At 63.8% G+C, this 25,083-nt stretch carries 26 protein-coding genes and 1 other RNA gene; 17 read left to right on the forward strand and 10 right to left on the reverse strand.

Annotation, left to right across the window (positions count from 1 at the left end):
* Nucleotides 1-33 precede the first annotated feature (33 nt).
* Nucleotides 34-2,277, forward strand: coding sequence for a polyphosphate kinase 1 (gene ppk1 / locus PPA02S_RS02910; RefSeq protein ID WP_028632942.1), 2,244 nt, complete (start codon nt 34-36; stop codon nt 2,275-2,277).
* Here the strand turns inward: ppk1 and ppx are convergent.
* Entirely contained in the window at nt 2,264-3,766 is a 1,503-nt protein-coding gene (gene ppx, locus PPA02S_RS02915) for an exopolyphosphatase (protein WP_028632943.1), read from the reverse strand. The two genes, ppk1 and ppx, sit on opposite strands and share 14 nt — an antisense overlap.
* A gap of 254 nt (nt 3,767-4,020) precedes the next feature.
* On the opposite strand from ppx, the gene trxA reads away from it, so the two are divergent.
* The 5 genes from trxA (at nt 4,021) to PPA02S_RS02940 (ending at nt 9,335) form a co-directional block, all read left to right on the forward strand.
* On the forward strand, nt 4,021-4,350 hold the full coding sequence (gene trxA, locus PPA02S_RS02920) for a thioredoxin TrxA (RefSeq protein WP_028632944.1): 330 nt from the start codon (nt 4,021-4,023) through the stop codon (nt 4,348-4,350).
* 224 nt (nt 4,351-4,574) lie between these two features.
* A complete protein-coding gene (rho, locus tag PPA02S_RS02925) occupies nt 4,575-5,834 on the forward strand; it encodes a transcription termination factor Rho (RefSeq protein ID WP_003253661.1) in 1,260 nt (419 codons plus the stop codon).
* Between the two features lie 135 nt (nt 5,835-5,969).
* Entirely contained in the window at nt 5,970-7,436 is a 1,467-nt protein-coding gene (gene ubiD / locus PPA02S_RS02930; protein ID WP_028632945.1) for a 4-hydroxy-3-polyprenylbenzoate decarboxylase, read from the forward strand.
* Nucleotides 7,436-8,404, forward strand: coding sequence for a CDP-6-deoxy-delta-3,4-glucoseen reductase (locus PPA02S_RS02935; protein ID WP_028632946.1), 969 nt, complete (start codon nt 7,436-7,438; stop codon nt 8,402-8,404). Before ubiD ends, PPA02S_RS02935 begins: the two co-directional genes overlap by 1 nt.
* A 280-nt stretch (nt 8,405-8,684) precedes the next feature.
* Nucleotides 8,685-9,335, forward strand: coding sequence for a gamma-glutamylcyclotransferase (locus PPA02S_RS02940; protein WP_028632947.1), 651 nt, complete (start codon nt 8,685-8,687; stop codon nt 9,333-9,335).
* Nucleotides 9,336-9,348: 13 nt separating this feature from the next.
* On the opposite strand, the gene PPA02S_RS02945 is transcribed toward PPA02S_RS02940, so the two are convergent.
* Nucleotides 9,349-10,326, reverse strand: coding sequence for an NADPH:quinone oxidoreductase family protein (locus tag PPA02S_RS02945; RefSeq protein WP_028632948.1), 978 nt, complete (start codon nt 10,324-10,326; stop codon nt 9,349-9,351).
* 158 nt (nt 10,327-10,484) lie between these two features.
* Between PPA02S_RS02945 and PPA02S_RS02950 the strand changes: the two genes are divergently transcribed.
* On the forward strand, nt 10,485-10,889 hold the full coding sequence (locus tag PPA02S_RS02950; RefSeq protein WP_028632949.1) for a flagellar basal body-associated protein FliL: 405 nt from the start codon (nt 10,485-10,487) through the stop codon (nt 10,887-10,889).
* Between the two features lie 23 nt (nt 10,890-10,912).
* Here the strand turns inward: PPA02S_RS02950 and PPA02S_RS02955 are convergent, their stop codons facing one another.
* On the reverse strand, nt 10,913-11,362 hold the full coding sequence (locus PPA02S_RS02955; RefSeq protein ID WP_028632950.1) for an EVE domain-containing protein: 450 nt from the start codon (nt 11,360-11,362) through the stop codon (nt 10,913-10,915).
* Nucleotides 11,363-11,541: 179 nt separating this feature from the next.
* Here PPA02S_RS02955 and PPA02S_RS23165 point away from each other — a divergent pair, with 179 nt between their 5' ends.
* A complete protein-coding gene (locus tag PPA02S_RS23165; RefSeq protein WP_169338809.1) occupies nt 11,542-11,694 on the forward strand; it encodes a hypothetical protein in 153 nt (50 codons plus the stop codon).
* Nucleotides 11,695-11,713: 19 nt separating this feature from the next.
* Here PPA02S_RS23165 and PPA02S_RS02960 read toward each other — a convergent pair whose 3' ends face one another.
* From PPA02S_RS02960 to PPA02S_RS02970, 4 genes are all read right to left on the reverse strand, one after another.
* On the reverse strand, nt 11,714-12,322 hold the full coding sequence (locus PPA02S_RS02960; RefSeq protein ID WP_028632951.1) for a 5-formyltetrahydrofolate cyclo-ligase: 609 nt from the start codon (nt 12,320-12,322) through the stop codon (nt 11,714-11,716).
* A gap of 79 nt (nt 12,323-12,401) precedes the next feature.
* Nucleotides 12,402-12,581, reverse strand: a non-coding RNA gene (gene ssrS, locus PPA02S_RS22455) — 6S RNA.
* A 17-nt stretch (nt 12,582-12,598) separates the two neighbouring features.
* Nucleotides 12,599-12,919: a cell division protein ZapA gene (locus PPA02S_RS02965; RefSeq protein WP_028632952.1), complete on the reverse strand. Its 321-nt coding sequence runs from the start codon at nt 12,917-12,919 to the stop codon at nt 12,599-12,601.
* Nucleotides 12,916-13,098, reverse strand: coding sequence for a TIGR02449 family protein (locus PPA02S_RS02970; protein WP_029886233.1), 183 nt, complete (start codon nt 13,096-13,098; stop codon nt 12,916-12,918). Before PPA02S_RS02970 ends, PPA02S_RS02965 begins: the two co-directional genes overlap by 4 nt.
* A 181-nt stretch (nt 13,099-13,279) precedes the next feature.
* Here PPA02S_RS02970 and PPA02S_RS02975 point away from each other — a divergent pair, with 181 nt between their 5' ends.
* From PPA02S_RS02975 to gcvH, 9 genes are all read left to right on the forward strand, one after another.
* Nucleotides 13,280-13,834: a YecA/YgfB family protein gene (locus PPA02S_RS02975; protein WP_028632954.1), complete on the forward strand. Its 555-nt coding sequence runs from the start codon at nt 13,280-13,282 to the stop codon at nt 13,832-13,834.
* 22 nt (nt 13,835-13,856) lie between these two features.
* The gene (gene pepP, locus PPA02S_RS02980) at nt 13,857-15,182 is read left to right on the forward strand and encodes a Xaa-Pro aminopeptidase (RefSeq protein ID WP_028632955.1); all 1,326 of its coding nucleotides are present in this window, start codon (nt 13,857-13,859) and stop codon (nt 15,180-15,182) included.
* Nucleotides 15,179-16,378 carry a 2-octaprenyl-6-methoxyphenyl hydroxylase gene (ubiH, locus tag PPA02S_RS02985; protein WP_028632956.1) on the forward strand — a complete coding sequence of 400 codons (1,200 nt, stop codon included), beginning with the start codon at nt 15,179-15,181 and terminating at the stop codon, nt 16,376-16,378. The genes pepP and ubiH overlap by 4 nt, the downstream gene beginning before the upstream one ends.
* The gene (locus PPA02S_RS02990) at nt 16,375-16,857 is read left to right on the forward strand and encodes a DUF4442 domain-containing protein (RefSeq protein ID WP_028632957.1); all 483 of its coding nucleotides are present in this window, start codon (nt 16,375-16,377) and stop codon (nt 16,855-16,857) included. Before ubiH ends, PPA02S_RS02990 begins: the two co-directional genes overlap by 4 nt.
* Before the next feature lie 9 nt (nt 16,858-16,866).
* Nucleotides 16,867-18,084 (forward strand): 2-octaprenyl-3-methyl-6-methoxy-1,4-benzoquinol hydroxylase, encoded by a 1,218-nt coding sequence (locus PPA02S_RS02995; protein WP_169338810.1) that lies wholly within the window; start codon nt 16,867-16,869, stop codon nt 18,082-18,084.
* A gap of 115 nt (nt 18,085-18,199) precedes the next feature.
* Nucleotides 18,200-19,201 carry an extracellular solute-binding protein gene (locus PPA02S_RS03000; protein ID WP_028632959.1) on the forward strand — a complete coding sequence of 334 codons (1,002 nt, stop codon included), beginning with the start codon at nt 18,200-18,202 and terminating at the stop codon, nt 19,199-19,201.
* Nucleotides 19,202-19,231: 30 nt separating this feature from the next.
* Nucleotides 19,232-20,854, forward strand: coding sequence for an ABC transporter permease (locus PPA02S_RS03005; protein ID WP_028632960.1), 1,623 nt, complete (start codon nt 19,232-19,234; stop codon nt 20,852-20,854).
* Nucleotides 20,855-20,992: 138 nt separating this feature from the next.
* Nucleotides 20,993-22,072, forward strand: a complete 1,080-nt coding sequence (gcvT, locus tag PPA02S_RS03010; RefSeq protein ID WP_028632961.1) for a glycine cleavage system aminomethyltransferase GcvT — start codon at nt 20,993-20,995, stop codon at nt 22,070-22,072.
* Nucleotides 22,073-22,123: 51 nt separating this feature from the next.
* The gene (gene gcvH, locus PPA02S_RS03015) at nt 22,124-22,507 is read left to right on the forward strand and encodes a glycine cleavage system protein GcvH (protein ID WP_028632962.1); all 384 of its coding nucleotides are present in this window, start codon (nt 22,124-22,126) and stop codon (nt 22,505-22,507) included.
* A gap of 51 nt (nt 22,508-22,558) precedes the next feature.
* Here the strand turns inward: gcvH and PPA02S_RS03020 are convergent, their stop codons facing one another.
* The 3 genes from PPA02S_RS03020 to PPA02S_RS03030 all read right to left on the reverse strand — a co-directional run bounded on the left by PPA02S_RS03020 (nt 22,559) and on the right by PPA02S_RS03030 (nt 25,037).
* On the reverse strand, nt 22,559-22,873 hold the full coding sequence (locus PPA02S_RS03020; RefSeq protein ID WP_028632963.1) for a DUF2388 domain-containing protein: 315 nt from the start codon (nt 22,871-22,873) through the stop codon (nt 22,559-22,561).
* A gap of 83 nt (nt 22,874-22,956) precedes the next feature.
* Nucleotides 22,957-24,630: a GspE/PulE family protein gene (locus tag PPA02S_RS03025; protein WP_028632964.1), complete on the reverse strand. Its 1,674-nt coding sequence runs from the start codon at nt 24,628-24,630 to the stop codon at nt 22,957-22,959.
* A 101-nt stretch (nt 24,631-24,731) separates the two neighbouring features.
* Nucleotides 24,732-25,037, reverse strand: coding sequence for an ACT-like domain-containing protein (locus tag PPA02S_RS03030; protein WP_028632965.1), 306 nt, complete (start codon nt 25,035-25,037; stop codon nt 24,732-24,734).
* Nucleotides 25,038-25,083: the final 46 nt, after the last annotated feature.

Here is a 25,083-nt window from a genome sequence, read left to right on the forward strand (position 1 = left end):
ATGATAGGGCGTTAACGTCCTCAGGACCGCCAGATGAACAACGAAGTGCTCACCCCTGTCGTGATCAAGGAGGCCCAGGAGCTTCCGGAAGAACTGGTGCAGACCCCGCCAGACCTGCCCCCTGTGCCAGAGCCTCTGGTGGAGCAGGCCGCCGAGCCGGTCGCGCCGCCGCCGGCCCCTGCGCCTGCCATCGCCGTACCAGGCCTGGACGACACCAGCCTGTACATTCATCGCGAGCTGTCGCAGTTGCAGTTCAACATTCGCGTACTGGAACAGGCGCTGGACGAGAGCTACCCGCTGCTCGAACGCCTCAAGTTCCTGCTGATCTTCTCCAGCAACCTGGACGAATTCTTCGAAATCCGCGTAGCCGGCCTCAAGAAACAAATCAATTTTGCCCGTGAGCAGGCCGGTGCCGACGGTTTGCAGCCGCACCAGGCGCTGACGCGCATCAGCGAGCTTGTCCACATCGAAGTGGACCGCCAGTACGCCATCCTCAACGATGTGCTGCTGCCCGAGCTGGAAAAGCACCAGATTCGGTTCATCCGCCGCCGTTACTGGACACCCAAGCTCAAGACCTGGGTGCGCCGCTACTTCCGCGACGAGATCGCCCCGATCATCACCCCGATCGGCCTCGACCCCACGCACCCGTTCCCGCTGCTGGTGAACAAGAGCCTCAACTTCATCGTCGAGCTCGAAGGCGTCGACGCCTTTGGCCGCGACTCGGGCCTGGCGATCATCCCAGCACCGCGCCTGCTGCCCCGGGTCATCCGGGTGCCAGAGGAGGTGGGCGGCGCGGGGGCCAACTATGTGTTCCTGTCGTCGATGATCCATGCCCACGCAGACGACCTGTTCCAGGGCATGAAGGTCAAGGGCTGCTACCAGTTCCGCCTGACCCGCAACGCAGACCTGGCGCTGGACTCCGAAGAGGTCGATGACCTGGCCCGCGCGTTGCGCGGTGAGCTGTTCTCGCGCCGCTATGGCGATGCCGTGCGCCTGGAGGTGGCCGACACCTGCCCGAAACACCTGTCGGACTACCTGCTCAAGCAGTTCAGCCTGAGCGAGAGCGAGCTGTACCAGGTAAACGGGCCGGTGAACCTTACGCGCCTGTTCAGCATCACCGGGCTGGATAGCCACCCCGAGCTGCAGTACCTGCCGTTCACCCCGGCCATCCCCAAGCTGCTGCAGAATGCCGACAACATCTTCAGCGTGATTGGCAAGCAGGACATCCTGCTGATGCACCCGTTCGAGTCCTTCACGCCGGTGATCGACCTGCTGCGCCAGGCCGCCAAGGACCCGCATGTACTCGCCGTGCGCCAGACCCTGTACCGCTCCGGGGCCAACTCGGAAATCGTCGATGCCTTGGTGGATGCAGCGCGTAACGGCAAGGAAGTTACCGCGGTGATCGAGCTGCGGGCGCGCTTCGACGAAGAGTCCAACCTGCAGATGGCCAGCCGCCTGCAAGCGGCCGGGGCCGTAGTGATTTATGGGGTGGTTGGCTTCAAGACACACGCCAAGATGATGCTGATCCTGCGCCGCGAGCAGGGCGAGATCGTGCGCTACGCCCACCTGGGCACGGGTAACTACCACGCCGGCAACGCCCGCCTGTACACCGACTACAGCCTGCTCACCTCCGATGATGCCCTCACCGAAGACGTCGGCAAGCTGTTCAGCCAACTGATCGGCATGGGCAAGACCCTGCGCATGAAAAAACTGCTGCATGCGCCGTTCACCCTGAAGAAGGGCATGCTGGACATGATCGCGCGGGAAACCCAGTTTGCCCTCGACGGCAAACCGGCGCACATCATCGCCAAGTTCAACTCGCTGACCGACGCCAAGGTCATCAAGGCTCTGTACAAGGCCAGCCAGTCGGGCGTGAGGATCGACCTGGTAGTGCGCGGCATGTGCTGCCTGCGCCCAGGCATTGCGGGGGTTTCGCACAATATCCAGGTGCGCTCGATCATCGGCCGCTTCCTGGAGCACACCCGGGTGTTCTACTTCCTCAATGGCGGCGAAGAGCAGATCTACTTGTCCAGTGCCGACTGGATGGAGCGCAACCTCGACAAGCGTGTGGAGACCTGCTTCCCAGTGGAAGGCAAGAAGTTGCTGTTGCGGGTGAAGAAGGAGCTGGAAGCCTACCTCACCGACAACACCCATGCCTGGACCCTGCAGCCGGACGGCCGCTATGTGCGTAGCTCGCCAACCGGCAACCAGAACCCGCGCAGTGCCCAGGCGACCCTGCTGGAGCGCCTGAGCAACCCGGTACTCAACGTACGCTGAGGATGAACCCGACCCGGGCCAGCCACTCCGCCTCGTTGGCGAAGTCGGCCTGGGTCAGCTGGTTCTGCTCCAGCCAGCCCTGCGGGAACACCACTTCAAGCCGGTCATCGTCCGCCTTGAGTTCCACTTTTGGCATCTGCTGGTTACCACGGATGTGGTGGAACAAAATGGCAAAGCGCAGCAGCACGCACAGGCGCAGCAACTTCACGCCTTCATCGCCCAGTTCGGCATAGCGGTCCTTGGGGATGTTGCGGCGGTGGCCGCGCACCAGCAAGGCCATCATCTGCTGGTCCTCGCGGGAAAACCCGGCAAGGTCGGAGTGCTCGATCAGGTAGGCGCCATGCTTGTGGTAGTGGTAGTGGGCGATATCCAGGCCGATTTCGTGCACCTTGGCAGCCCAGCCCAACAGGTCGCGCCAGTTACCGCCCTGCAGGTCCCACGCGGCGGCCACCTGGTCGAAGGCGTGCAGGGCTTTGCGCTCTACCCGCGCCGCCTGGCCCTGGTCCACGTGATAACGCTCCATCAGCGAGTTCAGGGTGCGTTCGCGCACGTCTTCGTGGTGGTGGCGGCCCAGCAGGTCGAACAGCACGCCTTCACGAAGCGCGCCGTCACAGTGGTCCATGCGCTGCAGTTCGAGGGCATCGAAGATCGCCTCGAGAATAGCCAGCCCTGCGGGGAAGATGGTACGCCGGTCTGGCTTGACGCCGTCGAAGTCGATCTTGTCGACCTCGCCCAGCTTGAACAGCTTGCGCTTTACCCACGCCAGGCCTTCGGCGTTGACCTCACCATTGCCCAGGCCGCCGGCCTTGATGGCTGCGCCGATGGCGCGGATGGTGCCGGACGAGCCGATGGCCTCGTCCCAGGTCAGGCGATGCAGGGCATTTTCGATGCTCATCAGTTCCAGGCGCGCGGCGGTGTAGGCCTGGGCGTAGCGGGCCGGGGTGATCTTGCCGTCGCGGAAGTAGCGCTGGGTGAAGCTGACGCAGCCCATCTGCAGGCTCTCGCGCAGCAGCGGCTCGAAGCGCTGGCCGATGATGAACTCGGTGCTGCCGCCGCCGATATCGGCCACCAGGCGCTTGCCCGGGGTGTCAGCGAGGGTGTGCGATACGCCCAGGTAGATCAGGCGCGCCTCTTCGCGGCCGGAAATGACCTCGACGGGGTGGCCCAGAATGGCTTCGGCACGCTGGATGAAGGTGTTGCGGTTGCGTGCTTCGCGCAGGGCGTTGGTGCCCACGATGCGTACGGCGCCTGCCGGCATGCCGTTGATCAACTGGGCAAAGCGCTTGAGGCACTCCAGGCCCCGCTCCATGGCTTCTTCACTGAGCCTGCGCTCTTCGTCGATGCCGGCGGCCAGCTGCACCTTTTCGCCCAGCCGCTCAAGTATGCGGATTTCGGTATGGTGGGCCTTGGCCACTACCATGTGGAAACTGTTGGAGCCAAGGTCGATGGCTGCGATCAGGGACAGGTTCTTCGCGGTGGTTTGCGGCATGATCTGGTCGTTCTCGGTCGTTAACCTGGCAATCGTGCCACGATAGCAGGCTGTCGCCAACGCGTGGCACCTCGCCTTCGTACCGTGCTTGATGCAAGGCAATGTGCCATTCGATTCTATGAAGGCCATGTGACAGTTTCGATTCGCGGCGTCTTCCACAACTATAGTTACACTCAATCGTCTGCGGCTTCCTGTAGGCGGCGGGTGCAGCTATGATGGGCAACGTTTTTTTGCATACGAACCTGGAGATATCCATGAGCAGCGATCTGATCAAACATGTGACCGACGCCACCTTCGAGGCGGATGTCCTGAAGGCCCAAGGCCCGGTGCTGGTGGATTACTGGGCTGAGTGGTGCGGCCCCTGCAAGATGATCGCTCCAGTGCTGGACGACATCGCGGGTACCTACGAGGGCAAGCTGACCGTCGCCAAGCTGAACATCGACGAGAACCAGGAAACCCCTGCCAAGCACGGCGTACGTGGTATCCCGACGCTGATGCTGTTCAAGAACGGCAACGTCGAAGCCACCAAGGTGGGTGCGCTGTCCAAATCCCAGCTGCAAGCGTTCCTCGACGCCCACCTGTGATACAAAGGCCCCGCAAATGCGGGGCTTTTCTTTTCTACTGCACTAGACGCAGAAAAAAGCAAGTGTTACATTCGGCCTCGCACTGCTTCTCCAGTGCCCTCTACATGCCGTCGCCGAAGCATCCCCAATTCGAATCAGTACGCGATCCTTTCGCCATCTAGCGGCGCGGCCTCATTAAGCCAAAGCTTAATTCTCCCTTCTTACATGATTACGTCATTCCCCTTATGAACCTGACTGAACTCAAGCAAAAGCCGATTACCGATCTTTTGGAAATGGCCGAACAGATGGGCATCGAAAACATGGCCCGTTCGCGCAAACAGGACGTGATCTTCGCCCTGCTGAAAAAGCACGCGAAGAGCGGCGAAGAGATTTCCGGTGATGGCGTGCTGGAGATTCTCCAGGATGGTTTCGGTTTCCTGCGGTCCGCTGATGCGTCCTACCTGGCCGGCCCTGACGACATCTACGTCTCGCCAAGCCAGATCCGCCGCTTCAACCTGCGCACCGGTGACACCATCGTCGGCAAGATCCGCCCGCCGAAGGAAGGGGAGCGCTACTTCGCGCTGCTGAAGGTCGACACCATCAACTTCGACCGCCCGGAAAACGCGAAAAACAAGATCCTGTTCGAAAACCTGACGCCGCTGTTCCCCAACAAGCGCCTGAAGATGGAAGCCGGTAACGGCTCCACCGAAGACCTCACCGGTCGCGTCATCGACCTGTGCGCCCCGATCGGCAAAGGCCAGCGTGGCCTGATCGTCGCGCCGCCCAAGGCGGGCAAGACGATCATGCTGCAGAACATCGCGGCGAACATTACCCGTAACAACCCTGAGTGCCACCTGATCGTCCTGCTGATCGACGAGCGCCCTGAAGAAGTGACCGAAATGCAGCGCACCGTGCGCGGCGAAGTGGTTGCGTCCACCTTCGACGAGCCACCCACCCGTCACGTGCAGGTGGCCGAGATGGTCATCGAGAAGGCCAAGCGCCTGGTCGAGCACAAAAAGGACGTGGTGATCCTGCTGGACTCCATCACCCGCCTGGCACGTGCCTACAACACCGTGATCCCGAGCTCCGGCAAGGTACTCACCGGTGGTGTCGACGCCCACGCCCTGGAAAAGCCAAAGCGCTTCTTTGGCGCTGCGCGTAACATCGAAGAAGGCGGCTCGCTGACCATCATCGCCACCGCGCTGGTCGAAACCGGCTCGAAGATGGACGAAGTGATCTACGAGGAGTTCAAGGGCACCGGTAACATGGAGCTGCCGCTGGACCGCCGCATCGCCGAAAAGCGTGTGTTCCCGGCCATCAACATCAACCGTTCCGGTACCCGCCGCGAAGAGCTGCTCACTGCCGACGACGAGCTGCAGCGCATGTGGATTCTGCGCAAGCTGCTGCACCCGATGGACGAGATCGCCGCGATCGAGTTCCTGGTCGACAAGCTCAAGCAGACCAAGACCAACGACGAGTTCTTCCTGTCGATGAAGCGCAAGTAAGCATTTCCGGCGGTTATTGATTGGGGCTGTTTTGCAGCCCTTTGCGGGCTTGCCCGCGAAGGGCCGCGAAGCGGCCCCAATTCATTTGCGCTACACTCTGCCCCCCGATCGACACGGCCAACACGAGGCTTCTGCATGCAGTATCGCGACTTGCGCGACTTCATCCGTGGCCTGGAACAGCGCGGCGAGCTCAAGCGCATCCAGGTCCCGGTCTCTCCCGTCCTGGAAATGACCGAGGTCTGCGACCGTACCCTGCGCGCCAAAGGCCCGGCATTGCTGTTCGAGAAACCCACAGGCTTCGACATGCCGGTGCTGGGCAACCTGTTCGGTACCCCGCAGCGGGTGGCCATGGGCATGGGCGCCGAGTCTGTCGACGAGTTGCGCGAAATCGGCAAGTTGCTGGCCTTTCTCAAGGAGCCTGAGCCGCCAAAGGGCCTCAAGGATGCCTGGTCCAAGCTGCCGATCTTCAAGAAGGTCGTGTCGATGGCGCCCAAGGTGGTCAAGGACGCCGTGTGCCAGGAGGTGGTGCTGGAGGGCGATGATGTCGACCTCGGTGCGTTGCCGGTGCAGCATTGCTGGCCAGGCGACGTGGCGCCGCTGATTACCTGGGGCCTCACCGTTACCCGCGGCCCGAACAAGGACCGCCAGAACCTGGGCATCTACCGCCAGCAGGTGATTGGCCGTAACAAGGTCATCATGCGTTGGCTGAGCCACCGTGGCGGTGCCCTCGACTACCGCGAATGGTGCGAGAAGCACCCCGGGCAGCCATTCCCCGTCGCTGTTGCGCTGGGCGCCGACCCTGCGACCATTCTGGGCGCCGTGACCCCGGTGCCCGATACGCTTTCCGAATACGCCTTCGCCGGCCTGTTGCGCGGCAACCGCACCGAGCTGGTCAAGTGCCGGGGCAACAACCTGCAGGTTCCGGCCAGTGCCGAGATCATCCTTGAAGGGGTGATTCACCCAGGCGAGATGGCCCCCGAAGGGCCGTACGGCGACCACACCGGTTACTACAACGAAGTCGACAGCTTCCCGGTGTTTACCGTGGAGCGCATCACCCATCGGCAGAAACCGATCTATCACAGTACCTACACCGGTCGGCCACCGGATGAGCCTGCCATCCTGGGTGTGGCGCTCAACGAAGTGTTCGTGCCGATCCTGCAGAAGCAGTTCCCGGAAATCGTCGACTTCTACCTGCCGCCCGAAGGTTGTTCGTACCGCATGGCGGTAGTGACCATGAAGAAGCAGTACCCGGGGCATGCCAAGCGCGTGATGCTGGGTGTATGGTCGTTCCTGCGACAGTTCATGTACACCAAGTTCGTTATCGTGACCGACGACGACATCAATGCCCGCGACTGGAACGACGTGATCTGGGCCATCACCACGCGCATGGACCCCAAGCGTGATACGGTGATGATCGACAACACGCCGATCGACTACCTTGACTTCGCGTCACCGGTGTCGGGGTTGGGTTCGAAGATGGGCCTGGATGCCACCCACAAGTGGCCGGGCGAGACTACACGCGAGTGGGGGCGGGTTATCGTCAAGGACGAAGCCGTTACCCGGCGTATCGATGAGCTGTGGGATCAGTTGGGAATAGATTGATGCAGGTAACGTTGCAGCCGTCCGGGGCGGTGTTGGCGCTCGAGCCCGGTGAAAGGATCCTGGATGGCGCGCGCCGGCTGGGTTATGACTGCCCCAACAGCTGCCGCAATGGCAATTGCCATGTCTGCGCCGCGTTGTTGGTAGAGGGCCGCGTGCGCCAGGACGGTGAGGTGCGCGATCATGGTGAGCTGTTCACCTGCCTTGCCGAACCCCTGGAGGACTGCGTGCTGCTGTGGGATGGCGTGCTTGCCCTGGGCGAACTGCCGGTGCGCAAACTGGCATGCACCGTGAGTGAGTGCCGCGAGGTTGGCGGCGACGTCTGGCGCGTCCGCTTGCGTGCCCCAGCGGGCAAGCCGCTGCGTTACCATGCCGGGCAGTACCTGATGATCGAACGCCAGGGCGGCAAGCAGGCGGCGTTTTCGCTGGCATCTGCCCCCCATGCCGGCCGCGAGCTTGAGCTGCATGTGCTGGCGCGCGAGCCCAGCGCGGTACAGTTGATCGAACAACTGCAGCACGACCGCCTGGCGCGCATTGAAATGCCCTTTGGCGATACACACCTGGCCGAACTGCCTGACGGGCCACTGGTGCTGATCGCTGCTGGCACCGGCATGGGGCAGATGCACAGCCTGGTCGAGCACTGCCGCGCTCAAGGGTTCAAGCACCCGGTCCACCTGTACTGGGGCGTGCGCCGGCCAGAGGACTTCTACCAGATCGAACACTGGGACGAGTGGTTGCAGTTGCCGAACCTGTACCTGCACCAGGTGGTCAGCGACCTGTGTGGTTGGGAAGGGCGCTGCGGCATGCTGCACCAAGCGGTCTGCGAGGACATCAGTGACCTCAACAGCGTACACGTCTATGCCAGCGGTTCGCCCAACATGATCTATGCCACCCTCGACGCCCTGGTTGAAGCGGGCATGGATGCGCACCGTATGCGTGCCGACGTCTTCGCCTACGCCCCCCGCGGCTAATAACCGAAGTTTGAACATCGGGGTATAAGGCGGTAATTGTTACCGCCTTGATCACTAACTTTCACTGGCCTGGAAACAATAAGTTCCGGTCGTCGGCTGCGTGCATGAAAATTTCGACATGCGCTTGTCCGCCTCAACTTCCTGACTTAGCTTATACAAGGTCCGGGCCCGCTCTGTTGGCGTCCCGGCCCATGCCGGCCGCGGCGAGTGGGCACTGCGTGTGCCTCAAGGCCTAGTTGGGTTACATGTTTTTGTATACGGAGACTCCTGGCGGCAGCTTATGTCGGCACTTGAAAGTTCGTCCTGGCAAGTTAACTACCCCCCGTCACTTGATTTTGGCCAGCCCCTCACACGTGAGCAGTTGCACACTTCCATGCAGGCCACCCTGTCGCAGCACCCGGGTGGGCCAGTGTGGTTGTTTGCCTACGGCTCATTGATCTGGCGGCCCGAGTGCAGTGCCGTGGAGCGTCAGCGGGCGCGGGTGCACGGCTATCACCGCGGCCTGTACCTGTGGTCGCACGAGCACCGTGGCACGCCAGAAACCCCTGGGCTGGTCTTCGGCCTGGACCGTGGTGGCTCCTGCAGCGGCTTCGCCTACAGGCTGGACGAGCGCACACTGGACGACTCGCTGATGGCCTTGTGGCAACGGGAAATGCCCTACCCGGCGTACCGCCCCCATTGGCTGAATTGCCGGCTGGGCGACGGCAGCAAGGTGCAGGCACTGGGCTTTGTGCTGGAGCGCCATTTGCCGTGCTACGCAGGCAACCTGCCAGACACGCTGCTCAGCCACATTCTGGCCCGTGCGGCGGGGCGCTATGGCACAACGCGCGATTATGTCGAGCAAACACTCAACGCCCTGCGTACTCACCAGATGCCTGACCGCACCCTGGAGGCGCGTTTCAGGCGCTGTCACAACCTGGGCGAGGCCTGAGGCGGTAGCGCCCTCACGGCACTGACACCACCAGCTTGCCCACCGCCTGCCGCTGGCCCAGCTTTTCGATGGCCGCCCCGGCCTCGGCCAGTGGGTAGGTGTGCGACACCAGTGGGTTCAGCTTGCCCTCGGCGTACCAGGCAAACAGCTGCTGGAAGTTTGCCGCGTTGTCCTGGGGCTGGCGCTGGGCGAAAGCCCCCCAGAACACGCCCAACACCGCCGCGCCTTTGAGCAGCACCAGGTTGGCTGCAAGCTGCGGGATCACACCACTGGCAAAGCCCACTACCAGTAACCGGCCGTTCCAGGCCAGCCCGCGTACCGCCTGTTCGAACAGTTCGCCGCCCACCGGGTCGTAGATCACATCCACACCGTTACCCCCGGTCAAGCGCTTGATTTCTTCGCGCAGGCTGCCTGCGCTGTAGTCGATCAGCTCGTCTGCCCCGGCAGCTTTGGCCACCGCCAGTTTCTCGGCACTGCTGGCCGCTGCGATCACCCGGGCGCCCATGGCCTTGCCGATTTCAACGGCCGCCAGGCCCACGCCACCGGATGCGCCCAGCACCAGCAGGGTTTCCCCTGGCTGCAACCGGCCCCGCTGGCGCAGTGCATGCATCGAGGTGCCATAGGTCATGCCGAAGGCTGCGGCGATGGTGAAATCCATGCCCGCCGGTATCGGCAGCAGGTTGTAGGCCGGTACCGCTACCTGCTCGGCGAATGCACCCCAGCCGGTCAGCGCCATCACCCGGTCACCTACCTTGAAGGCACCAGCCTTTTCGCCAACCGCCGCCACCACCCCCGCCGCCTCCCCGCCAGGTGAAAAGGGCAGGGCAGGCTGGAACTGATACTTGCCTTCGATGATCAGGGTGTCCGGGAAATTGACCCCGGCGGCCCGCACATCCAGCAGCACCTCGTTTGGCTTGGGGCGCGGGCTTGCCACCTCCTCGAGTACCAGGCCGCTTGCCGGGCCCAGGGTTTTGCACAGCAAGGCTTTCATCGTGGGCTATTCCTTTGCGGGTAATGGCCGATAAGTGTAGGAGGCCGGCCCGCCGGGTCAACGAGCATGGCCTGCCCTGATGGGCAGGCATAAGCCCGGGCTTGGGTTTGCGCGGCGCGCTGGGTAAGCTGGCGGCAACTGTATTGAGGAGCGAATTCGTGAAAGCGTGGATCTTGATGGTACTGGCCCTGGTGCTACCTGCCGCAGCCCTGGCCGAAGAAGCCAAGGAGGGCGCGCCCAAGGTCGCCTATATCAGCCTCAACCCTCCATTCGTAGGCAACTATGCCCTCGACGGTGGCCCTCGTCTGCGGGTGTACAAGGCTGACGTAGCCCTGCGGGTCACCGGCGATGAAGCGGCCAAGGCTGTGCAGAGCCACGAGCCGTTGATCCGTAACCAGCTGGTGGCACTGTTCGCCCAGCAGACGGTAGACAGCATGAGCAATGTCGAGGCCAAGGAGCACCTGCGCCAGGAGGCACTGAAGCAGGTTCAGCAGGTGATGGAAGCCGAAGAGGGCAAGCCGATCGTCGAGGACCTGCTGTTCAACAACCTGATCGTCCAGTAACGCGGGCGGGCTGGCTGTGAGGCCTAGCGCAAGGCCAGCACCGCCGCCCACTGCGCGGGGGTGACCGGCATCACTGAAAGGCGGCTGCCTTTTTGCACCAGTGGCAGCTCGGCCAGTTCGGCTTGCTGCTTCAGCCAGCCCAGCTCCAGCACCCGCGGCAGGGTCTGCACATGGGCCACGTCCACCGCGCTCCAGGGGTTTTTATCGGCGGTGGCCTTGGCATCGTGGTAGTGGCTTTGCGGGTCGAGGGCGGTCGGGTCCGGGTACGCCGCGCGCACCACCTTGGCGATGCCCGCGATCCCAGGCTGCGGGCAGCTGGAATGGTAGAAGAAGAACTCATCGCCAACGCTCATGGCCCGCAGAAAATTGCGCGCCTGGTAGTTGCGCACCCCGTCCCAGCGCGCCTCACCCAACCGCCCCAGGGCTTCGATGGACAGCTCGTCGGGCTCGGACTTCATCAGCCAATAGGCCATGCGCGGTGCTCCTGAAAAGTTTTGAAATAACGTATTGAACTAAACCGACAGCCGGTTGACGTCAAGGTTTGCTTGCGGACGCATGTTGTCGGAGAATGCGCCCCGTTTGAAGTGCGATGCTACGGCGCTACCCAAAAAGTCGCCGAGCACTGAACAGTTTGCCTGGGGGGCAATCGTCGATGAATCAACGTAAAAAGCCGGACCTGCTGTGGGTCCTGGTGTTCATTTTTGGCTTGGGTGTGGTCACCACCGGTTATGCGCAAGGGTTCTGGGAGCGCAAGCTGGACAACGCCTATCAGACGGCCGCCGAGGCCAGCCAGCCGCAACGTTGACCCCCACAGGCGGCACGGCCTACTGCGGCGCCAGGTACCAGTGGCGGTCCGAGACCGTGCCCTGCAGCGGTACATCCCAACTGGCCTGCGCCAGCCGCTCCACCTTCTGGCATTCATGGGCCAGCCCTAGCAGCAGTGGCTTTTTCCACGTTTTGCGGCGTGCCTGATAGGCCAGGCTGCGATCGTAGAACCCGCCGCCCATCCCCAGCCGCCCGCCTGCATCATCAAAACCGACCAGTGGTAGCAAAATCAGGTCCAGGGCCCAGATCGGGCGCTGCCGCCTGCGGTCGATGACCGGCTCAGGGATGCGAAACCGGTTGGGTTTGAGGGCTTCGCCCTGTTCGAACCGCTGGAACACCATGCGCGTGCGTGGCCATGCATGCAGTACCGGCAAGTAGGTGCGCTTACCCCGTCGCTGGGCTTCACGCAGCAACAGGCGAGGGTCTATTTCACCATCGTTGGGCAGGTACAGGGCAATGTGCTTGGCGCGCCGGAACAGCGGGTGCTGCGCCAGCTGGCGATACAGGCCGGCAGCGGCCTGGCGTTGCTGGGCGGGGGTGAGTGCGCGGCGGGCTTTGCGAAGCAGGCGACGAAGCTGGGGGCGGGTGAGCGGCGCGGTGTCGGTCATGGCACAGGCGGTCCCAGGGGTACTGGCCGACGCTTGCGGCCAAAACGAATTGCCCGCCGAAGGGCGGGCAAGAGAATTCAGGCTCCCCGATAAGACCGCTATCGGTGTAGCCCTTGAACCCGAAAGTTCAAGGTGGAGATTGCAGGGGGCGTTAAGGCTTTCCGTCGAGCGGACATGCACACCGGCCCCAGCGTGCAACCCCCGTGGTTGTGCGTATCGGCTCAGGGACATAACCGACTGGCGCATCCCCCAGGGAGTGGCGCCAGTATACCAATCTCAGCTGATTTTGGTATCCGCATCGTCGGACAGCGCCTGATCGACCCGTTCCAGCAGGTCGCGCACCTGCTCGCGGCTCGCCCCACCCGCAGGTGCAGCGGTGCGGTCTTCCTGGCGGTGCAGCATTTCGTGGGTGATGTTCAGCGCTGCCATCACCGCGATGCGGTCGGCCCCGATCACCTTGCCGCTGCTGCGGATCTCGCGCATCTTGCTGTCCAGGTAATGCGCTGCGCTCACCAGGTTGTTGCGCTCTTCGGGTGGACAGATGATCGAGTATTCCTTGTCCAGGATCTGCACGGTGACGCTATTGCTTGAACTCATGAGTCTTGCTCCAGAGCCTTGAGGCGTAAGATCATCGACTCGACCTTGCGCTTGGCGATCTCGTTCTTTTCGATGAGGTGGGCGCGCTCTTCGCGCCAGGACTTTTCCTGAGCTACTAGGAGTGCATTTTGCCGTTTAAGTTGCTCGACACGTTCGATCAGCAGCTCGAATCGGCTCATCAGTGCCTGCAGGTCTTTGTCTTGCGTGGGTTGCACTCGATTCGCTCCGTCGTTGACTCACCTGACGATGATGCCTCTCCCTGGGTGGCGCCGGCCAGTGCCGATGGTCTTGGCGCGCCTGCCGGTGCTAGGATACAAGGCCTCCATTCTAGTCATTGCGCCGTCTGGCGCCTAGCTGCCCATGCCCAATACCCAATCGCCCTACGTCGCCTTCGCCATGCTGCTGTCGAGCAATGGCCACCCTGTCACCCCGGCCGAGTTGCACGGCCTGCTCATTGGCCGCAGCTGCGCCGGTGCCGGCTTCGATGCCGATGCCTGGCTGGCCGATGCGGCCCAACTGCTGGAAACCGAACCCGGCGATACCGTACGCAACGCCCTGATCGGCCTGCAGGAAATGGTCAAGGGTGAACTCACCGGCGACGAAATGGCCATCGTCCTGCTGTTGCCTTCCGATGATGCCGCCCTCACCGACCGCGCCACCGCGCTGGGCCAGTGGTGCCAGGGCTTCATTACCGGCTTCGGCCTGAACGCCGGCGGCAAAGACCTGTCCATCGAGGCCAAGGAAGTGCTGCAGGACCTGGTCGCCATCTCCCAGGTGCAAGAAGCCCTGGAAGAGTCCGAAGACGGCGAAAGCGACTACATGGAGGTCATGGAATACCTGCGCGTAGCGCCGCTGCTGCTGTTCTCCGAGCTGGCCACGCCGGCTGCACCCGCGCCCAAGCCATCTCTGCACTGACCAACCCGGGGGTAGTCTGCCCATGAGCCGTATTCCCAAGGCCGAGTATGCCCGCCGGCGCAAGGCGCTGATGGCGCAGATGGTCCCCAACAGCATTGCCATCCTGCCCGCCGCTGCGGTTGCCATCCGCAACCGCGACGTCGAGCATGTGTACCGGCAGGACAGCGATTTCCAGTACCTCAGTGGTTTCCCCGAGCCCGAGGCGGTGATCGCCCTCATCCCTGGCCGCGAGCATGGCGAGTACGTGATGTTCTGCCGCGAGCGCAACCCCGAACGTGAGCTGTGGGATGGCCTGCGTGCCGGCCAGGAAGGCGCGGTACGCGAGTTCGGTGCCGATGATGCGTTCCCCATCACCGACATCGACGAAATCCTGCCGGGCCTGATCGAAGGCCGCGAGCGGGTGTACACCGCCATGGGCAGCAACCCGGAATTCGACCGCCGGCTGATGGACTGGATCAACGTGATCCGTTCCAAGGCTCGCCTGGGCGCGCAGCCGCCGAACGAGTTCGTTGCCCTGGATCATCTGCTGCACGACATGCGCCTGTATAAATCGGCGGCGGAAGTGAAGGTGATGCGTAGCGCCGCGGATATTTCTGCGCGGGCCCATGTGCAGGCCATGCAGGCGTGCCGGGCTGGGCTGTATGAGTACAGCCTGGAGGCCGAGCTGGACTACGTGTTCCGCAAGGGCGGGGCGAAGATGCCGGCGTATGGGTCCATCGTGGCCGCCGGGCGCAACGGTTGCATCCTGCACTACCAGCAGAATGACGCCCTGCTCAAGGACGGCGACCTGGTGCTGATCGATGCCGGTTGTGAGATCGACTGCTACGCCAGCGACATCACCCGCACCTTCCCGGTCAGCGGGCGCTTTTCGCCTGAACAGAAGGCCATCTACGAGCTGGTGCTCAAGGCCCAGGCGGCGGCGTTCGCCGAAATCGCCCCCGGCAAGCACTGGAACCACGCCCACGAGGCCACGGTACGGGTCATTACCGAGGGCTTGGTGGAACTGGGCCTGCTTGAGGGTGAGGTGCAGGCGTTGATCGACAGCGAAGCCTACCGTGCGTTCTACATGCACCGTGCCGGGCACTGGCTGGGCATGGATGTGCACGATGTGGGCGACTACAAGGTCGGGGGTGAATGGCGGGTGCTCGAGCCTGGCATGGCCCTGACCGTCGAACCCGGTATCTACATAGGTGCCGACAATCAGGCTGTGGCCAGGAAGTGGCGCGGCATTGGTGTACGGATCGAGGACGATGTGGTGGTGACCAGGCAAGGTTGTGAAATCCTGACGTCGGGCGTGCCGCGCACGGTCGCCGAAATCGAAGCGTTGATGCAGGCCGCGCGCGTATGAACCGGGTAAACCTGGCGATCATTGGTGGTGGCCTGGTGGGCGCGAGCCTGGCCCTGGCCCTGCAGGCGGGCGCCAAGGCCCGCGGCTGGAAGATCCTGCTGATCGAGCCTTTCGCGCCCGGCGACAGCTTCCAGCCCAGCTACGATGCACGTTCATCGGCGCTGTCCTTTGGCACCCGGCAGATCTACGAGCAACTGGGGCTGTGGCAGGCCATTGGCCGCAGGGCCGAACCGATCACGCAAATCCATGTGTCGGACCGTGGCCGCTTTGGCACCACCCGCCTGGACGCCGGCCAGGAGGGCGTGCCAGCGCTTGGCTATGTGGTAGAAAACGCCTGGCTTGGGCAGTGCCTGTGGCAAGGCCTGGACCGTGACGTGGTGAGCTGGCGCTGCCCCGCAGAGGTGTCTGCGCTGCAGGCCATCGAAGGCGGTTACCGCGTGCGGCTCAACGACGACACGCTGTTCGAGTGCGACCTGGCTGTGCTCGCCGATGGCGGTCGGTCGGGGCTGCGTGAGCAGCTGGGCATCCATGTGCGCACCACGCCTTACCAGCAGAGCGCGCTGATTGCCAACATCACGCCGGGTGAAGCCCATGGCGGCCAAGCCTTCGAACGCTTCACCGAAGCCGGGCCCATGGCCTTGCTGCCGCTGCCTGAAAACCGCTGCGCGCTGGTCTGGACGCGCCAGGGCATGGATGCACAGCGCCTGGCCGAGGTGGACGAACGCAGCTTCCTGCGTGAGCTACAGGGTGTTTTTGGCTATCGCCTGGGGGCGCTGCGCCAGGTCGGTGCCCGGCACCTGTATCCGCTTTCGCTGGTCGAAGCCCAGGAACAGGTGCGGCCGCACCTGGTGGTGCTGGGTAATGCCGCGCACAGCCTGCACCCCATCGCCGGGCAGGGCTTCAACCTGTCGCTGCGTGACGTGCAGTCCCTGGCCGAGGCACTTCTGGCCGGCCCCGCGATACCGGGCGACCTGCCGACCCTGCAGGCTTACCACCGTCGCCAGCAACTGGACCAGGCCCTGACCATTGGTTTTTCCGATCAGGTCACGCGCCTGTTCGGCAGCAACCAGCCGCTGGTAGCGGCGGCACGTAACCTCGGCCTGCTCGGCCTTGACCTGCTGCCGCCGGCCAAGCGCTGGTTCGCGCGCCAGGCCATGGGCCTGGGTACCCGGCCGGACCTGCGGAGCAAAGCATGAGCAACCCCCGCAAGCTGGCGCGGCGTGCACGCATGCTGCGCTGGATGCTCAACCTCTACCCGCCGTACCTGGGGGCTGGTATCCGTGTGCAGCACATCAGCCCGGACATGCGCAGCATTCAGGTGGCGATGAAGCTCACGCGCTGGAACCGCAACTACGTCGGTACCCAGTTCGGCGGCAGCCTGTATGCCATGGTCGACCCGTTCTACATGCTGCTGCTGATCGAGCAACTGGGGCGCGACTACATTGTCTGGGACAAGGCCGCCAGCATCGATTTCATTTCGCCGGGCAAGGGCCCGGTGTATGCCGAATTCCACATCGATGACGGGCTGCTGGACGAAATCCGCCAACAGACCGCCACCGGCAAAAAATGCCTGCCCAGGCTGCAGGTGGATATCCGCGACGGTGCCGGCGAGCTGGTGGCGCGGGTCGACAAAACCCTATACGTGCGGCTCAAGCCGCAAGCGAGGCTGGCGTAAGGCATGGAAATGCGCGCGGATCTTCTGATAGTAGGTGCCGGCATGGTCGGCAGTGCCCTGGCCTTGGCCTTGCGCCACAGCGGCTTGCACGTGCTGCTGCTCGATGGCGGGCCGCTGACAGTGCGGCCTTTCGATGCCAGTGCCGCCTTCGAGCCACGGGTCAGTGCCCTCTCGGCCGCCAGCCAGCGCATTCTCGAGCGGCTGGGGGCCTGGGAAGGCATCGCGCAGCGCCGTGCTACACCGTACTGCCACATGCAGGTGTGGGACGGCAGCGGCACGGGTCAGATCCACTTCTCGGCCGCCAGCGTGCATGCCCAGGTACTCGGCCACATTGTCGAGAACCGGGTGGTGCAGGACGGCCTGCTGGAGCGCCTGCACGACAGCGATGTCGGCCTGCTGCCCAACGCCCGGCTGGAGCAATTGCGCCGGTCCGGCAAGGACTGGCTGGTGACCTTGCACGATGGCCGGCAACTGCGGGCGCCACTGGTGGTCGCTGCCGATGGCGCCAACTCTGCGGTACGCCGCCTGGCCGGGTGCGAAACCCGCGAGTGGGACTACCTGCACCATGCCATCGTCACCAGCGTGCGCTGCACCGCCGGCCACCAGGCCACCGCCTGGCAGCGCTTTACCGATGATGGCCCGCTGGCGTTCCTGCCGCTAAGCCGTGATGGCGCGCAAGACTGGTGTTCGATCGTGTGGTCGACCACCCCGGAACACGCCGAGCGGCTGATGGCGCTGGACGAACCTGCATTCAACAAGGCGCTGCAGCAGGCATTCGAAGGGCGGCTGGGCGATGTGCTGCAAACCGACCCTCGGGTGTGCGTGCCGCTGCGCCAGCGCCATGCCAAACGCTACGTGGATGAAGGCCTGGCATTGATTGGCGATGCCGCGCACACCATTCACCCGCTGGCGGGGCAGGGCGTGAACCTGGGCTTCCTGGATGCCGCTGTGCTGGCCGAGGTACTGATCGGTGCCCGCGAGCGGGGCGAGCGGCTGGCCGATGTGAAAGTGCTGGGCCGCTATGAGCGCCGGCGCATGCCGCACAACCTGGCGCTGATGGCGGCCATGGAAGGCTTCGAGCGTTTGTTCCAGGCCAACCCCCTGCCGCTGCGCTGGTTGCGCAACAGCGGTTTGAAGCTGGTGGAACAGATGCCAGAAGCCAAGGCGGTGTTCGTGCGCCAGGCGCTGGGCCTGAGTGGCGACCTGCCGCAACTGGCCAAGGCCTGAAACGCCGGGGTCACCCCGTGGCCCACTGCAACATCCGGTAACGGCTAAGGGGATGAGCTGGAAAATGGGATTCACTACCATTTGCGCCTCTCTAACGATCCGAGGAGCGCTTTCCATGTTGCCACGCAAGCCCCTGTTGGCCGCACTGGCCCTTACCCTGTTCGGTGGCACTGCCCAGGCAGCTGACGAAGTGGTGGTGTATTCCTCGCGCATCGATGAGCTGATCAAGCCGGTGTTCGATGCCTACACCGCCAAGACCGGGGTCAAGATCAAGTTCATCACCGACAAGGAAGCGCCACTGATGCAACGCATCAAGGCCGAGGGCGACAACGGGGTGGCGGACCTGCTGCTCACCGTCGATGCCGGCAACCTCTGGCAGGCCGAGCAGATGGGCATTCTGCAACCGATCAAGTCGGACATCATCGACCGCAACATCCCTGCACAATACCGCGCCTCGTCCCATGACTGGACTGGCCTGAGCCTGCGCGCCCGCACCATCGTCTACGCCAGTGACCGGGTCAAGCCTGAAGAGCTGAGCACCTATGAGGCGCTGGCCGACAAGGACTGGGAAGGCCGCCTGTGCCTGCGCACGGCCAAGAAGGTGTACAACCAGTCGCTGACGGCCACCCTCATCGAAAACCACGGCGAAGCCAAGGCCGAGCAGATCGTGAAGGGTTGGGTCAACAACCTGTCCACCGATGTGTTCTCCGACGACAACGCAGTGATCCAGGCCATCGAGGCCGGGCAGTGCGACGTAGGCGTGGTCAATACCTACTACTACGGTCGCCTGCACAAGCAGAACCCGAACCTGCCGGTGAAAATCTTCTGGCCCAACCAGGGCGACCGCGGTGTGCACGTCAACCTGTCCGGTATCGGCCTGACCAAGCATGCACCGCACCCGGAAGCGGCCAAAAAGCTGGTGGAGTGGATGACCGGTGAAGAGGCGCAGAAGCTGTTTGCCGACATCAACCAGGAGTTTCCGGCGAACCCGAAGGTCAAGCCTTCGGATGAAGTCGCCGCCTGGGGCAGCTTCAAGGCCGACAGCATCCCGGTGGAAATCGCCGGCAAGCGCCAGGCTGAAGCCATTCGCCTGATGGACCGTGCAGGCTACAACTAAGCCCGCCTCACCCCACTCGGAAACCAGACCTTGCCCCACACCCCCCAACGCCGCTGGTACCTGCCGGTCGGCCTGATCGCCGCGCTGGTACTGCTGCCGCTGAGCGTGCTGCTGCTGTCCTGGCAAGCGGTGGACCTGCAGATCTGGTCACACCTGCTGGACACGCAAATGAGCCGGCTGCTGGGCAATACCCTGACGCTGGTGGTGGGTGTGGGCATCGGTGTCACCGTGCTGGGCGTCAGCCTGGCCTGGCTGACCAGCCTGTGCGAGTTTCCGGGGCGGCGCTGGCTGGATTGGGCACTGATGTTGCCATTTGCCATCCCCGCCTACGTGCTGGCGTTCGTCTTCGTTGGGCTGCTGGACTTCGCCGGCCCGGTGCAGACGGCCTTGCGTGAGGCCTTCGGGCCCATGCGCCTGCCGCGGGTACGCTCTACCGGTGGTGTGATCATCGTGCTGGTGCTGGTGTTCTATCCCTACGTGTACCTGCTGGCGCGCACTGCCTTCCTGGCCCAGGGCAAAGGCCTGATGGAAGCGGCGCGGGTGCTAGGCCTGTCGCCGTTGCAGGCGTTTTGGCGGGTGGCCCTGCCGATGGCGCGGCCAGCGATCGGCGCAGGCATCGCACTGGCGCTGATGGAAACCCTGGCCGACTTCGGCGCCGTGGCGGTCTTCAACTTCGACACCTTCACCACGGCCATCTACAAGACCTGGTACGGCTTCTTCAGCCTCTCCACTGCCGCACAGCTGGCCAGCCTGCTGCTGTTGGCAGTCATGCTGGTGCTGTATGGCGAACGTCGCGCCCGGGGGGCCAGCCGCAGTGGCAACGAACGGCCGCGCGGGCAGGCGTTGTACCGGCTGCGCGGCCTGAAGGCGCTTCTGGCCAGTGGCTGGTGCCTGCTGGTATTCGCCTGTGCATTCGTCATCCCGGTGCTGCAGTTGCTGTGGTGGTTCTGGCAGCGCGGGCGTTTCGACCTGGATGAGCGCTATGTGGGCCTGGTGCTGCATACCCTGTATCTGGGGGGGACGGCGGCGTTGCTCACGGTTTGCGTGGCCTTGCTGCTGGCCTTTGCCCGGCGCCAGGCACCTGCGGCCGGTATCCGCATGGGGGTAGGGCTGGCCAACCTGGGCTACGCCTTGCCAGGCTCTGTGCTGGCCGTGTCGATCATGCTGGCGTTCAGCTATTTGGATAACCACCTGGTGATTCCGCTGTCCACTTGGCTGGGTGGTGCCGGCAAGCCTTTGTTGCTGGGTAGCCTTGCGGCGCTGCTGTTGGCCTACCTGGTGCGGTTCATCGCCGTAGCCTACGGGCCGCTGGAAAGCAGCCTGGAACGGATTCGCCCTTCGCTGCCGGAGGCCTCCCGCAGCCTGGGCGTGGGCGGCCCCAGGTTGTTTTTCAGGGTGTACCTCCCGCTCTTGGTGCCCGGGGTACTCAGTGCCGCGTTGCTGGTGTTCGTCGACGTACTCAAGGAGATGCCGGCCACCCTGCTGATGCGCCCGTTTGGTTGGGATACGCTGGCTGTGCGGGTGTTCGAGATGACCAGCGAGGGGGAGTGGGCGCGTGCGTCGCTGCCGGCGCTGACGCTGGTGCTGGTGGGCCTGCTGCCGGTCGTCGGCCTTATCAGGCGTTCTGCACGGCGGCCCGGGCAGTCGCGCTGAGGGTGCCACTTGGCGGGCTTGCCGCTACAATGCGCGGCATTCGCGCGGCGGGTGATGGCGTAGCAGCAGGTCTGGCACAGCCGGACGGCGCCCAGTTTCGCACCGCCGCCGCTTCGCCACGCCCGGAAGGAGAAACCCATGGGACAGCGCACGCTTTTGTATGACCTGCACCTGGCACTGGGTGCCAAGACGGTCGATTTCGGCGGCTGGGACATGCCGCTGCACTACGGCTCGCAGGTTGAGGAGCACCACCAGGTGCGCAAGGACTGTGGGGTGTTCGATGTCTCCCACATGACCGTCATCGATGTCCAGGGCGATGAGGCCACCGGCTGGCTGCAGCGGCTGCTGGCCAACGACGTCGCCCGCTTGGGCCTGGTCGGGCAGGCCCTCTACAGCCCACTGCTGAGCGAGCAGGGCGGCGTCATCGATGACCTGATCGCCTATCGCACCGCCAATGGCTACCGCCTGGTCACCAACGCGGCCACCCGGGCCCGGGTGCTCGGCTGGCTGCAATTGCAGGGCGAGGGCTTTGCCGTGCAGTTTCAGGTGCGCCCCGACCTGGCCGTTCTGGCAATTCAGGGCCCCCATGCCCGGGAAAAGGTCGCAGCGCTGGTCAGTGCCTCGCGTGCTGCCCTGATTCGCCAACTGCGCCCCTTCGAGGGCCTCGCCGACGGCGACTGGTTCTTCGCGCGCACCGGCTACACCGGCGAGGATGGCCTGGAAATCATCTTCCCCGGCGACCAGGCCGTGAACTTTTTCAACGACCTGGTGGGTGCCGGTATCGCGCCGAGTGGCCTGGGCGCCCGCGATACCCTGCGCCTTGAAGCGGGCATGAACCTGTATGGCCAGGATATCGACGAAACCCATACCCCGTTGACGTCCAACCTGGGCTGGAGCATTGCCTGGGAGCCCGTTCGCGACTTCATCGGTCGCGCCGCCCTGCTGGCCGAAATCGAGCAGGGTGTCCAGGAAAAACTGGTCGGCCTGGTACTGGAAGAACGCGGTGTTCTGCGCGCCCATCAGGTCGTGCGTGTAGCAGGGATTGGCGAAGGGGAGATCACCAGTGGTAGTTTCTCCCCTACGCTGAGCAAGTCCATCGCCCTTGCACGCGTGCCCATGGCCACGGGTGACCGGGCCGAGGTAGAAATTCGTGGCAAATGGTACCCGGTGCGCGTGGTCAAGCCGACCTTCGTGCGCCATGGCAAGGTCCTGATCTGAACCATCACATAACGGCGGGCGTACCGCTGAGCCAATCGAGGAATTCAAGACATGAGCAATATCCCCGCCGAACTGCGTTTTGCCGACAGCCATGAGTGGGCTCGCCTGGAAGCCGACGGCACGGTTACCGTAGGCATCAGTGACCACGCCCAGGAAGCCTTGGGTGATGTGGTTTTCGTGGAATTGGCCGAAGTGGGCAAGGTGTTCGCCGCTGGCGACGCAGCGGGCGTGGTGGAATCGGTGAAGGCGGCCTCGGACATCTACGCCCCGGTGGGTGGCGAAGTGATCGCCGTCAACGAGGCGTTGGCTGACAGCCCTGAGCAATTGAATGAACAGCCTTACGATGCCTGGATCTTCAAGCTCAAGCCAAGCGATGCTGCAGAGTTGCAAAAGCTGCTGGATGCTGCCGGTTACAAGGCAGCCATCGGCGAGTGATGCAATGCTCAGGGCTGCCGGGCAGCCCTTTTGCAGTCACCGGTTATAGGTTTACTCGGCCACCGCATTCTTCGCCAGAATGGCGTTGGCCAGCTCCATGTCAGTCGCCTTCAGGCCCGGGTTCTCCACCCGCACCTGGCGCATCGCCGATTCCAGGAAGGGGCCGCGAATGGCGCCATCGCTGGCCACGAAGCTCCCAGCATCGTCCTGTGCAGCCATGACCAGCTTATGGTCGCGCGAGGTCAGGTACGTCGACCCGGTGGTTGCGCCGGACGAAAGCACATTACGCCAGAACGTATCGGCCATGGCCGAGCCGACGGGCAGCGAAAGCAAGGCAGCGACGGTGATGGCGGTTTTGAGACGCATGATTGATCACCTCGAAGGGTGGGGGTTTAAGATGCGATTTGGATCTTTTCCAGCACGCCAAGTTCCTTGATGCCCAAGGTGGGTCAGTTGCAGGCTCGCAGCACTTCCTGCTCCACGGTCTGGCCGCTTGCCAGCTTTGCCTGGGCAGCGCGGCGCAAGTCGATCAGGCCATCGGCCAGTGCCTGGCGGCGCAGGTCTACCAGGTCCGTTCCGGGGCCGATCATTGCCTTGAGGCGCTCACTGGGTACCAGCAGCTCGAACAGCCCCGTGCGGCCCCAGAAGCCTGTGCCGCGGCAGGTGCGGCAGGCTGCGGATGCGTTGGGTTGGCAGCGCCGGCAAACCGTGCGCACCAACCGCTGCGCCATCACCCCCACCAAGGTCGCTTTTATCAGGTAGTCGGCCACGCCCAGCTCCTGCAAACGGATGATCGTTGCACAGGCATCGTTGGTATGCAGGGTAGACAGCACAAGGTGCCCGGTGAGTGCCGCCTGCACGGCGACCAGGGCGGTTTCGCGGTCGCGTATCTCGCCGATCATGATGATGTCCGGGTCTTGGCGCAGCATCGCCCTTACGCCCTCGGAGAACCCCAGGCCCAGGCTGTGCTGGACCTGAAACTGGTTGAAGGCGGGTTCGATCCGCTCCACAGGGTCTTCGATGGTGCACAGGTTGACCTGGGGCGTAGCCAGGTAGTTGAGGCTGGCGTAAAGCGTGCTGGTCTTGCCCGAGCCGGTAGGGCCAGTGACCAGGATGATGCCCTGGCGCTGGCCAAGCAGGGTTTGCCACTGTGCCAGTTGCTGCGCGTGCAGGCCCAGTTGTTCGAAGCTCTCATGCAGCCGCTGCGGGTCGAACAGGCGCAATACCAGCTTTTCGCCGAACGAGGTAGGGAGCGTGGATAGCCGCAACTCCACTGCCTCGCCGCTGGGCAGACGGCTATGCAACCTGCCGTCCTGAGGGCGACGTTTCTGCGCCACGTCCATGCCAGCCAGGTGCTTGAGCCGGCTGACCAGCGCCAGTGACACCCCGGCCGGGAAGCTGTAGACGGCGTGCAGCAGGCCGTCGATACGGTAGCGCAAGTGGCCCTGATCGCGGCGCGGCTCCAGGTGGATGTCGCTGGCGCGTTGTTCCAGGGCATACAGCAGCAGCCAGTCGACGATGTGCACGATGTGGGCATCATCTGCGTTTGCGTCGGTGTGGCGCCTGCCCGCTTCCAGCCATTGTTCCAGCTCGCCCAGGCTGGTCGACTGTTGGGTCTGGGCGCCTTTCACCGACTGCGCCAGGCGCTGGAACGATTGCCCGCACTCGCGTATGTGCAGGGGGCTGGCCACCGCCCGCAGCACCTTGCGGCCGAGGCTGCGCGCAAGGTCTGCCTGCCAGTCGTCCTGATAGGGCTGGGCGCTGGCCACGGTGACGCTGAGGGCGTCGGCGGCGACGATCAGGATGCCGTGTCGCCGGGCGAAGGCGGGCGATACAAGGCCCGACACCTGGGGCAGGTTCAGTTGCAGAGGGTCGATGCGCAGGTAGGGCTGGCCGACCTTGCCCGCCAGCCACTGGCACAAATGGTCCAGGTCCAGTGGCTGGCCGGGGGATTTGCGGTTGTCCAGGGCGCAGGCGGCGATCTGCTCAAGCGGGTGGTCGACGGGGTGTTCGGCCGCGTGTTGCAGCACCCGCAGGCTGTCGTTGGCATCCACCAGCCTGTCGGCGAGCAGGGCTTCGAGTACGCGGTGCAGGTCGAGTGTGAGGGTGTCGGGGTTGTGCATGAGGGCGTCCGTGCCTGATGGGTACGCCCATCAAGGCTAGCCGGGCGACCGCAGGCGGCAGTTGCAAAGGGTTTCGACGTTTTTCAGGATCTGCGCTGGCGCTAGATCACTGCCAGTTCCACACGGTGTTGGTTGGTCAGGTTCACATCGGCCACGCACACCAGGTTACGAAGTTTTTGCGCAATCACCTCGGCGCGGTGCCAGCTTAGCCCGGCAATGCCGATTTCAATGGCCAGCCAATCCTCGTGCTGGCTCACGTGGACGCTGTGCGGCGTCAGAAACTGCAACGCGAAGAGGTTGAGCACGCGGCACAGGCTGTCCGGCTCGGCTTCGGCCTGCATCTGGTAGCTCACGGTGCTGTGGGCGTTGCTGGCGGCCCAGGCGTCGGTACGGGGCATCGGGTTCATGGGCATCTCCAGGTTCATGCAGAAATTCTTGCATGCCTGAAACGGC

Source organism: Pseudomonas parafulva NBRC 16636 = DSM 17004 (assembly GCF_000730645.1).
Taxonomy (GTDB): domain Bacteria; phylum Pseudomonadota; class Gammaproteobacteria; order Pseudomonadales; family Pseudomonadaceae; genus Aquipseudomonas; species Aquipseudomonas parafulva.

Excerpts from the sequence above, each read along its gene's own strand:
- ppk1 (WP_028632942.1), top strand. The coding sequence starts at position 34 with ATGAACAACGAAGTGCTCACCCCTGTCGTGATCAAGGAGGCCCAGGAG.
- ppx (WP_028632943.1), bottom strand. The coding sequence starts at position 3,766 with ATGCCGCAAACCACCGCGAAGAACCTGTCCCTGATCGCAGCCATCGAC.
- trxA (WP_028632944.1), top strand. The coding sequence starts at position 4,021 with ATGAGCAGCGATCTGATCAAACATGTGACCGACGCCACCTTCGAGGCG.
- rho (WP_003253661.1), top strand. The coding sequence starts at position 4,575 with ATGAACCTGACTGAACTCAAGCAAAAGCCGATTACCGATCTTTTGGAA.
- ubiD (WP_028632945.1), top strand. The coding sequence starts at position 5,970 with ATGCAGTATCGCGACTTGCGCGACTTCATCCGTGGCCTGGAACAGCGC.
- PPA02S_RS02935 (WP_028632946.1), top strand. The coding sequence starts at position 7,436 with ATGCAGGTAACGTTGCAGCCGTCCGGGGCGGTGTTGGCGCTCGAGCCC.
- PPA02S_RS02940 (WP_028632947.1), top strand. The coding sequence starts at position 8,685 with ATGTCGGCACTTGAAAGTTCGTCCTGGCAAGTTAACTACCCCCCGTCA.
- PPA02S_RS02945 (WP_028632948.1), bottom strand. The coding sequence starts at position 10,326 with ATGAAAGCCTTGCTGTGCAAAACCCTGGGCCCGGCAAGCGGCCTGGTA.
- PPA02S_RS02955 (WP_028632950.1), bottom strand. The coding sequence starts at position 11,362 with ATGGCCTATTGGCTGATGAAGTCCGAGCCCGACGAGCTGTCCATCGAA.
- PPA02S_RS23165 (WP_169338809.1), top strand. The coding sequence starts at position 11,542 with ATGAATCAACGTAAAAAGCCGGACCTGCTGTGGGTCCTGGTGTTCATT.
- PPA02S_RS02960 (WP_028632951.1), bottom strand. The coding sequence starts at position 12,322 with ATGACCGACACCGCGCCGCTCACCCGCCCCCAGCTTCGTCGCCTGCTT.
- PPA02S_RS02965 (WP_028632952.1), bottom strand. The coding sequence starts at position 12,919 with ATGAGTTCAAGCAATAGCGTCACCGTGCAGATCCTGGACAAGGAATAC.
- PPA02S_RS02970 (WP_029886233.1), bottom strand. The coding sequence starts at position 13,098 with ATGAGCCGATTCGAGCTGCTGATCGAACGTGTCGAGCAACTTAAACGG.
- PPA02S_RS02975 (WP_028632954.1), top strand. The coding sequence starts at position 13,280 with ATGCCCAATACCCAATCGCCCTACGTCGCCTTCGCCATGCTGCTGTCG.
- pepP (WP_028632955.1), top strand. The coding sequence starts at position 13,857 with ATGAGCCGTATTCCCAAGGCCGAGTATGCCCGCCGGCGCAAGGCGCTG.
- ubiH (WP_028632956.1), top strand. The coding sequence starts at position 15,179 with ATGAACCGGGTAAACCTGGCGATCATTGGTGGTGGCCTGGTGGGCGCG.
- PPA02S_RS02990 (WP_028632957.1), top strand. The coding sequence starts at position 16,375 with ATGAGCAACCCCCGCAAGCTGGCGCGGCGTGCACGCATGCTGCGCTGG.
- PPA02S_RS02995 (WP_169338810.1), top strand. The coding sequence starts at position 16,867 with ATGCGCGCGGATCTTCTGATAGTAGGTGCCGGCATGGTCGGCAGTGCC.
- PPA02S_RS03000 (WP_028632959.1), top strand. The coding sequence starts at position 18,200 with ATGTTGCCACGCAAGCCCCTGTTGGCCGCACTGGCCCTTACCCTGTTC.
- gcvT (WP_028632961.1), top strand. The coding sequence starts at position 20,993 with ATGGGACAGCGCACGCTTTTGTATGACCTGCACCTGGCACTGGGTGCC.
- gcvH (WP_028632962.1), top strand. The coding sequence starts at position 22,124 with ATGAGCAATATCCCCGCCGAACTGCGTTTTGCCGACAGCCATGAGTGG.
- PPA02S_RS03020 (WP_028632963.1), bottom strand. The coding sequence starts at position 22,873 with ATGCGTCTCAAAACCGCCATCACCGTCGCTGCCTTGCTTTCGCTGCCC.
- PPA02S_RS03025 (WP_028632964.1), bottom strand. The coding sequence starts at position 24,630 with ATGCACAACCCCGACACCCTCACACTCGACCTGCACCGCGTACTCGAA.
- PPA02S_RS03030 (WP_028632965.1), bottom strand. The coding sequence starts at position 25,037 with ATGAACCCGATGCCCCGTACCGACGCCTGGGCCGCCAGCAACGCCCAC.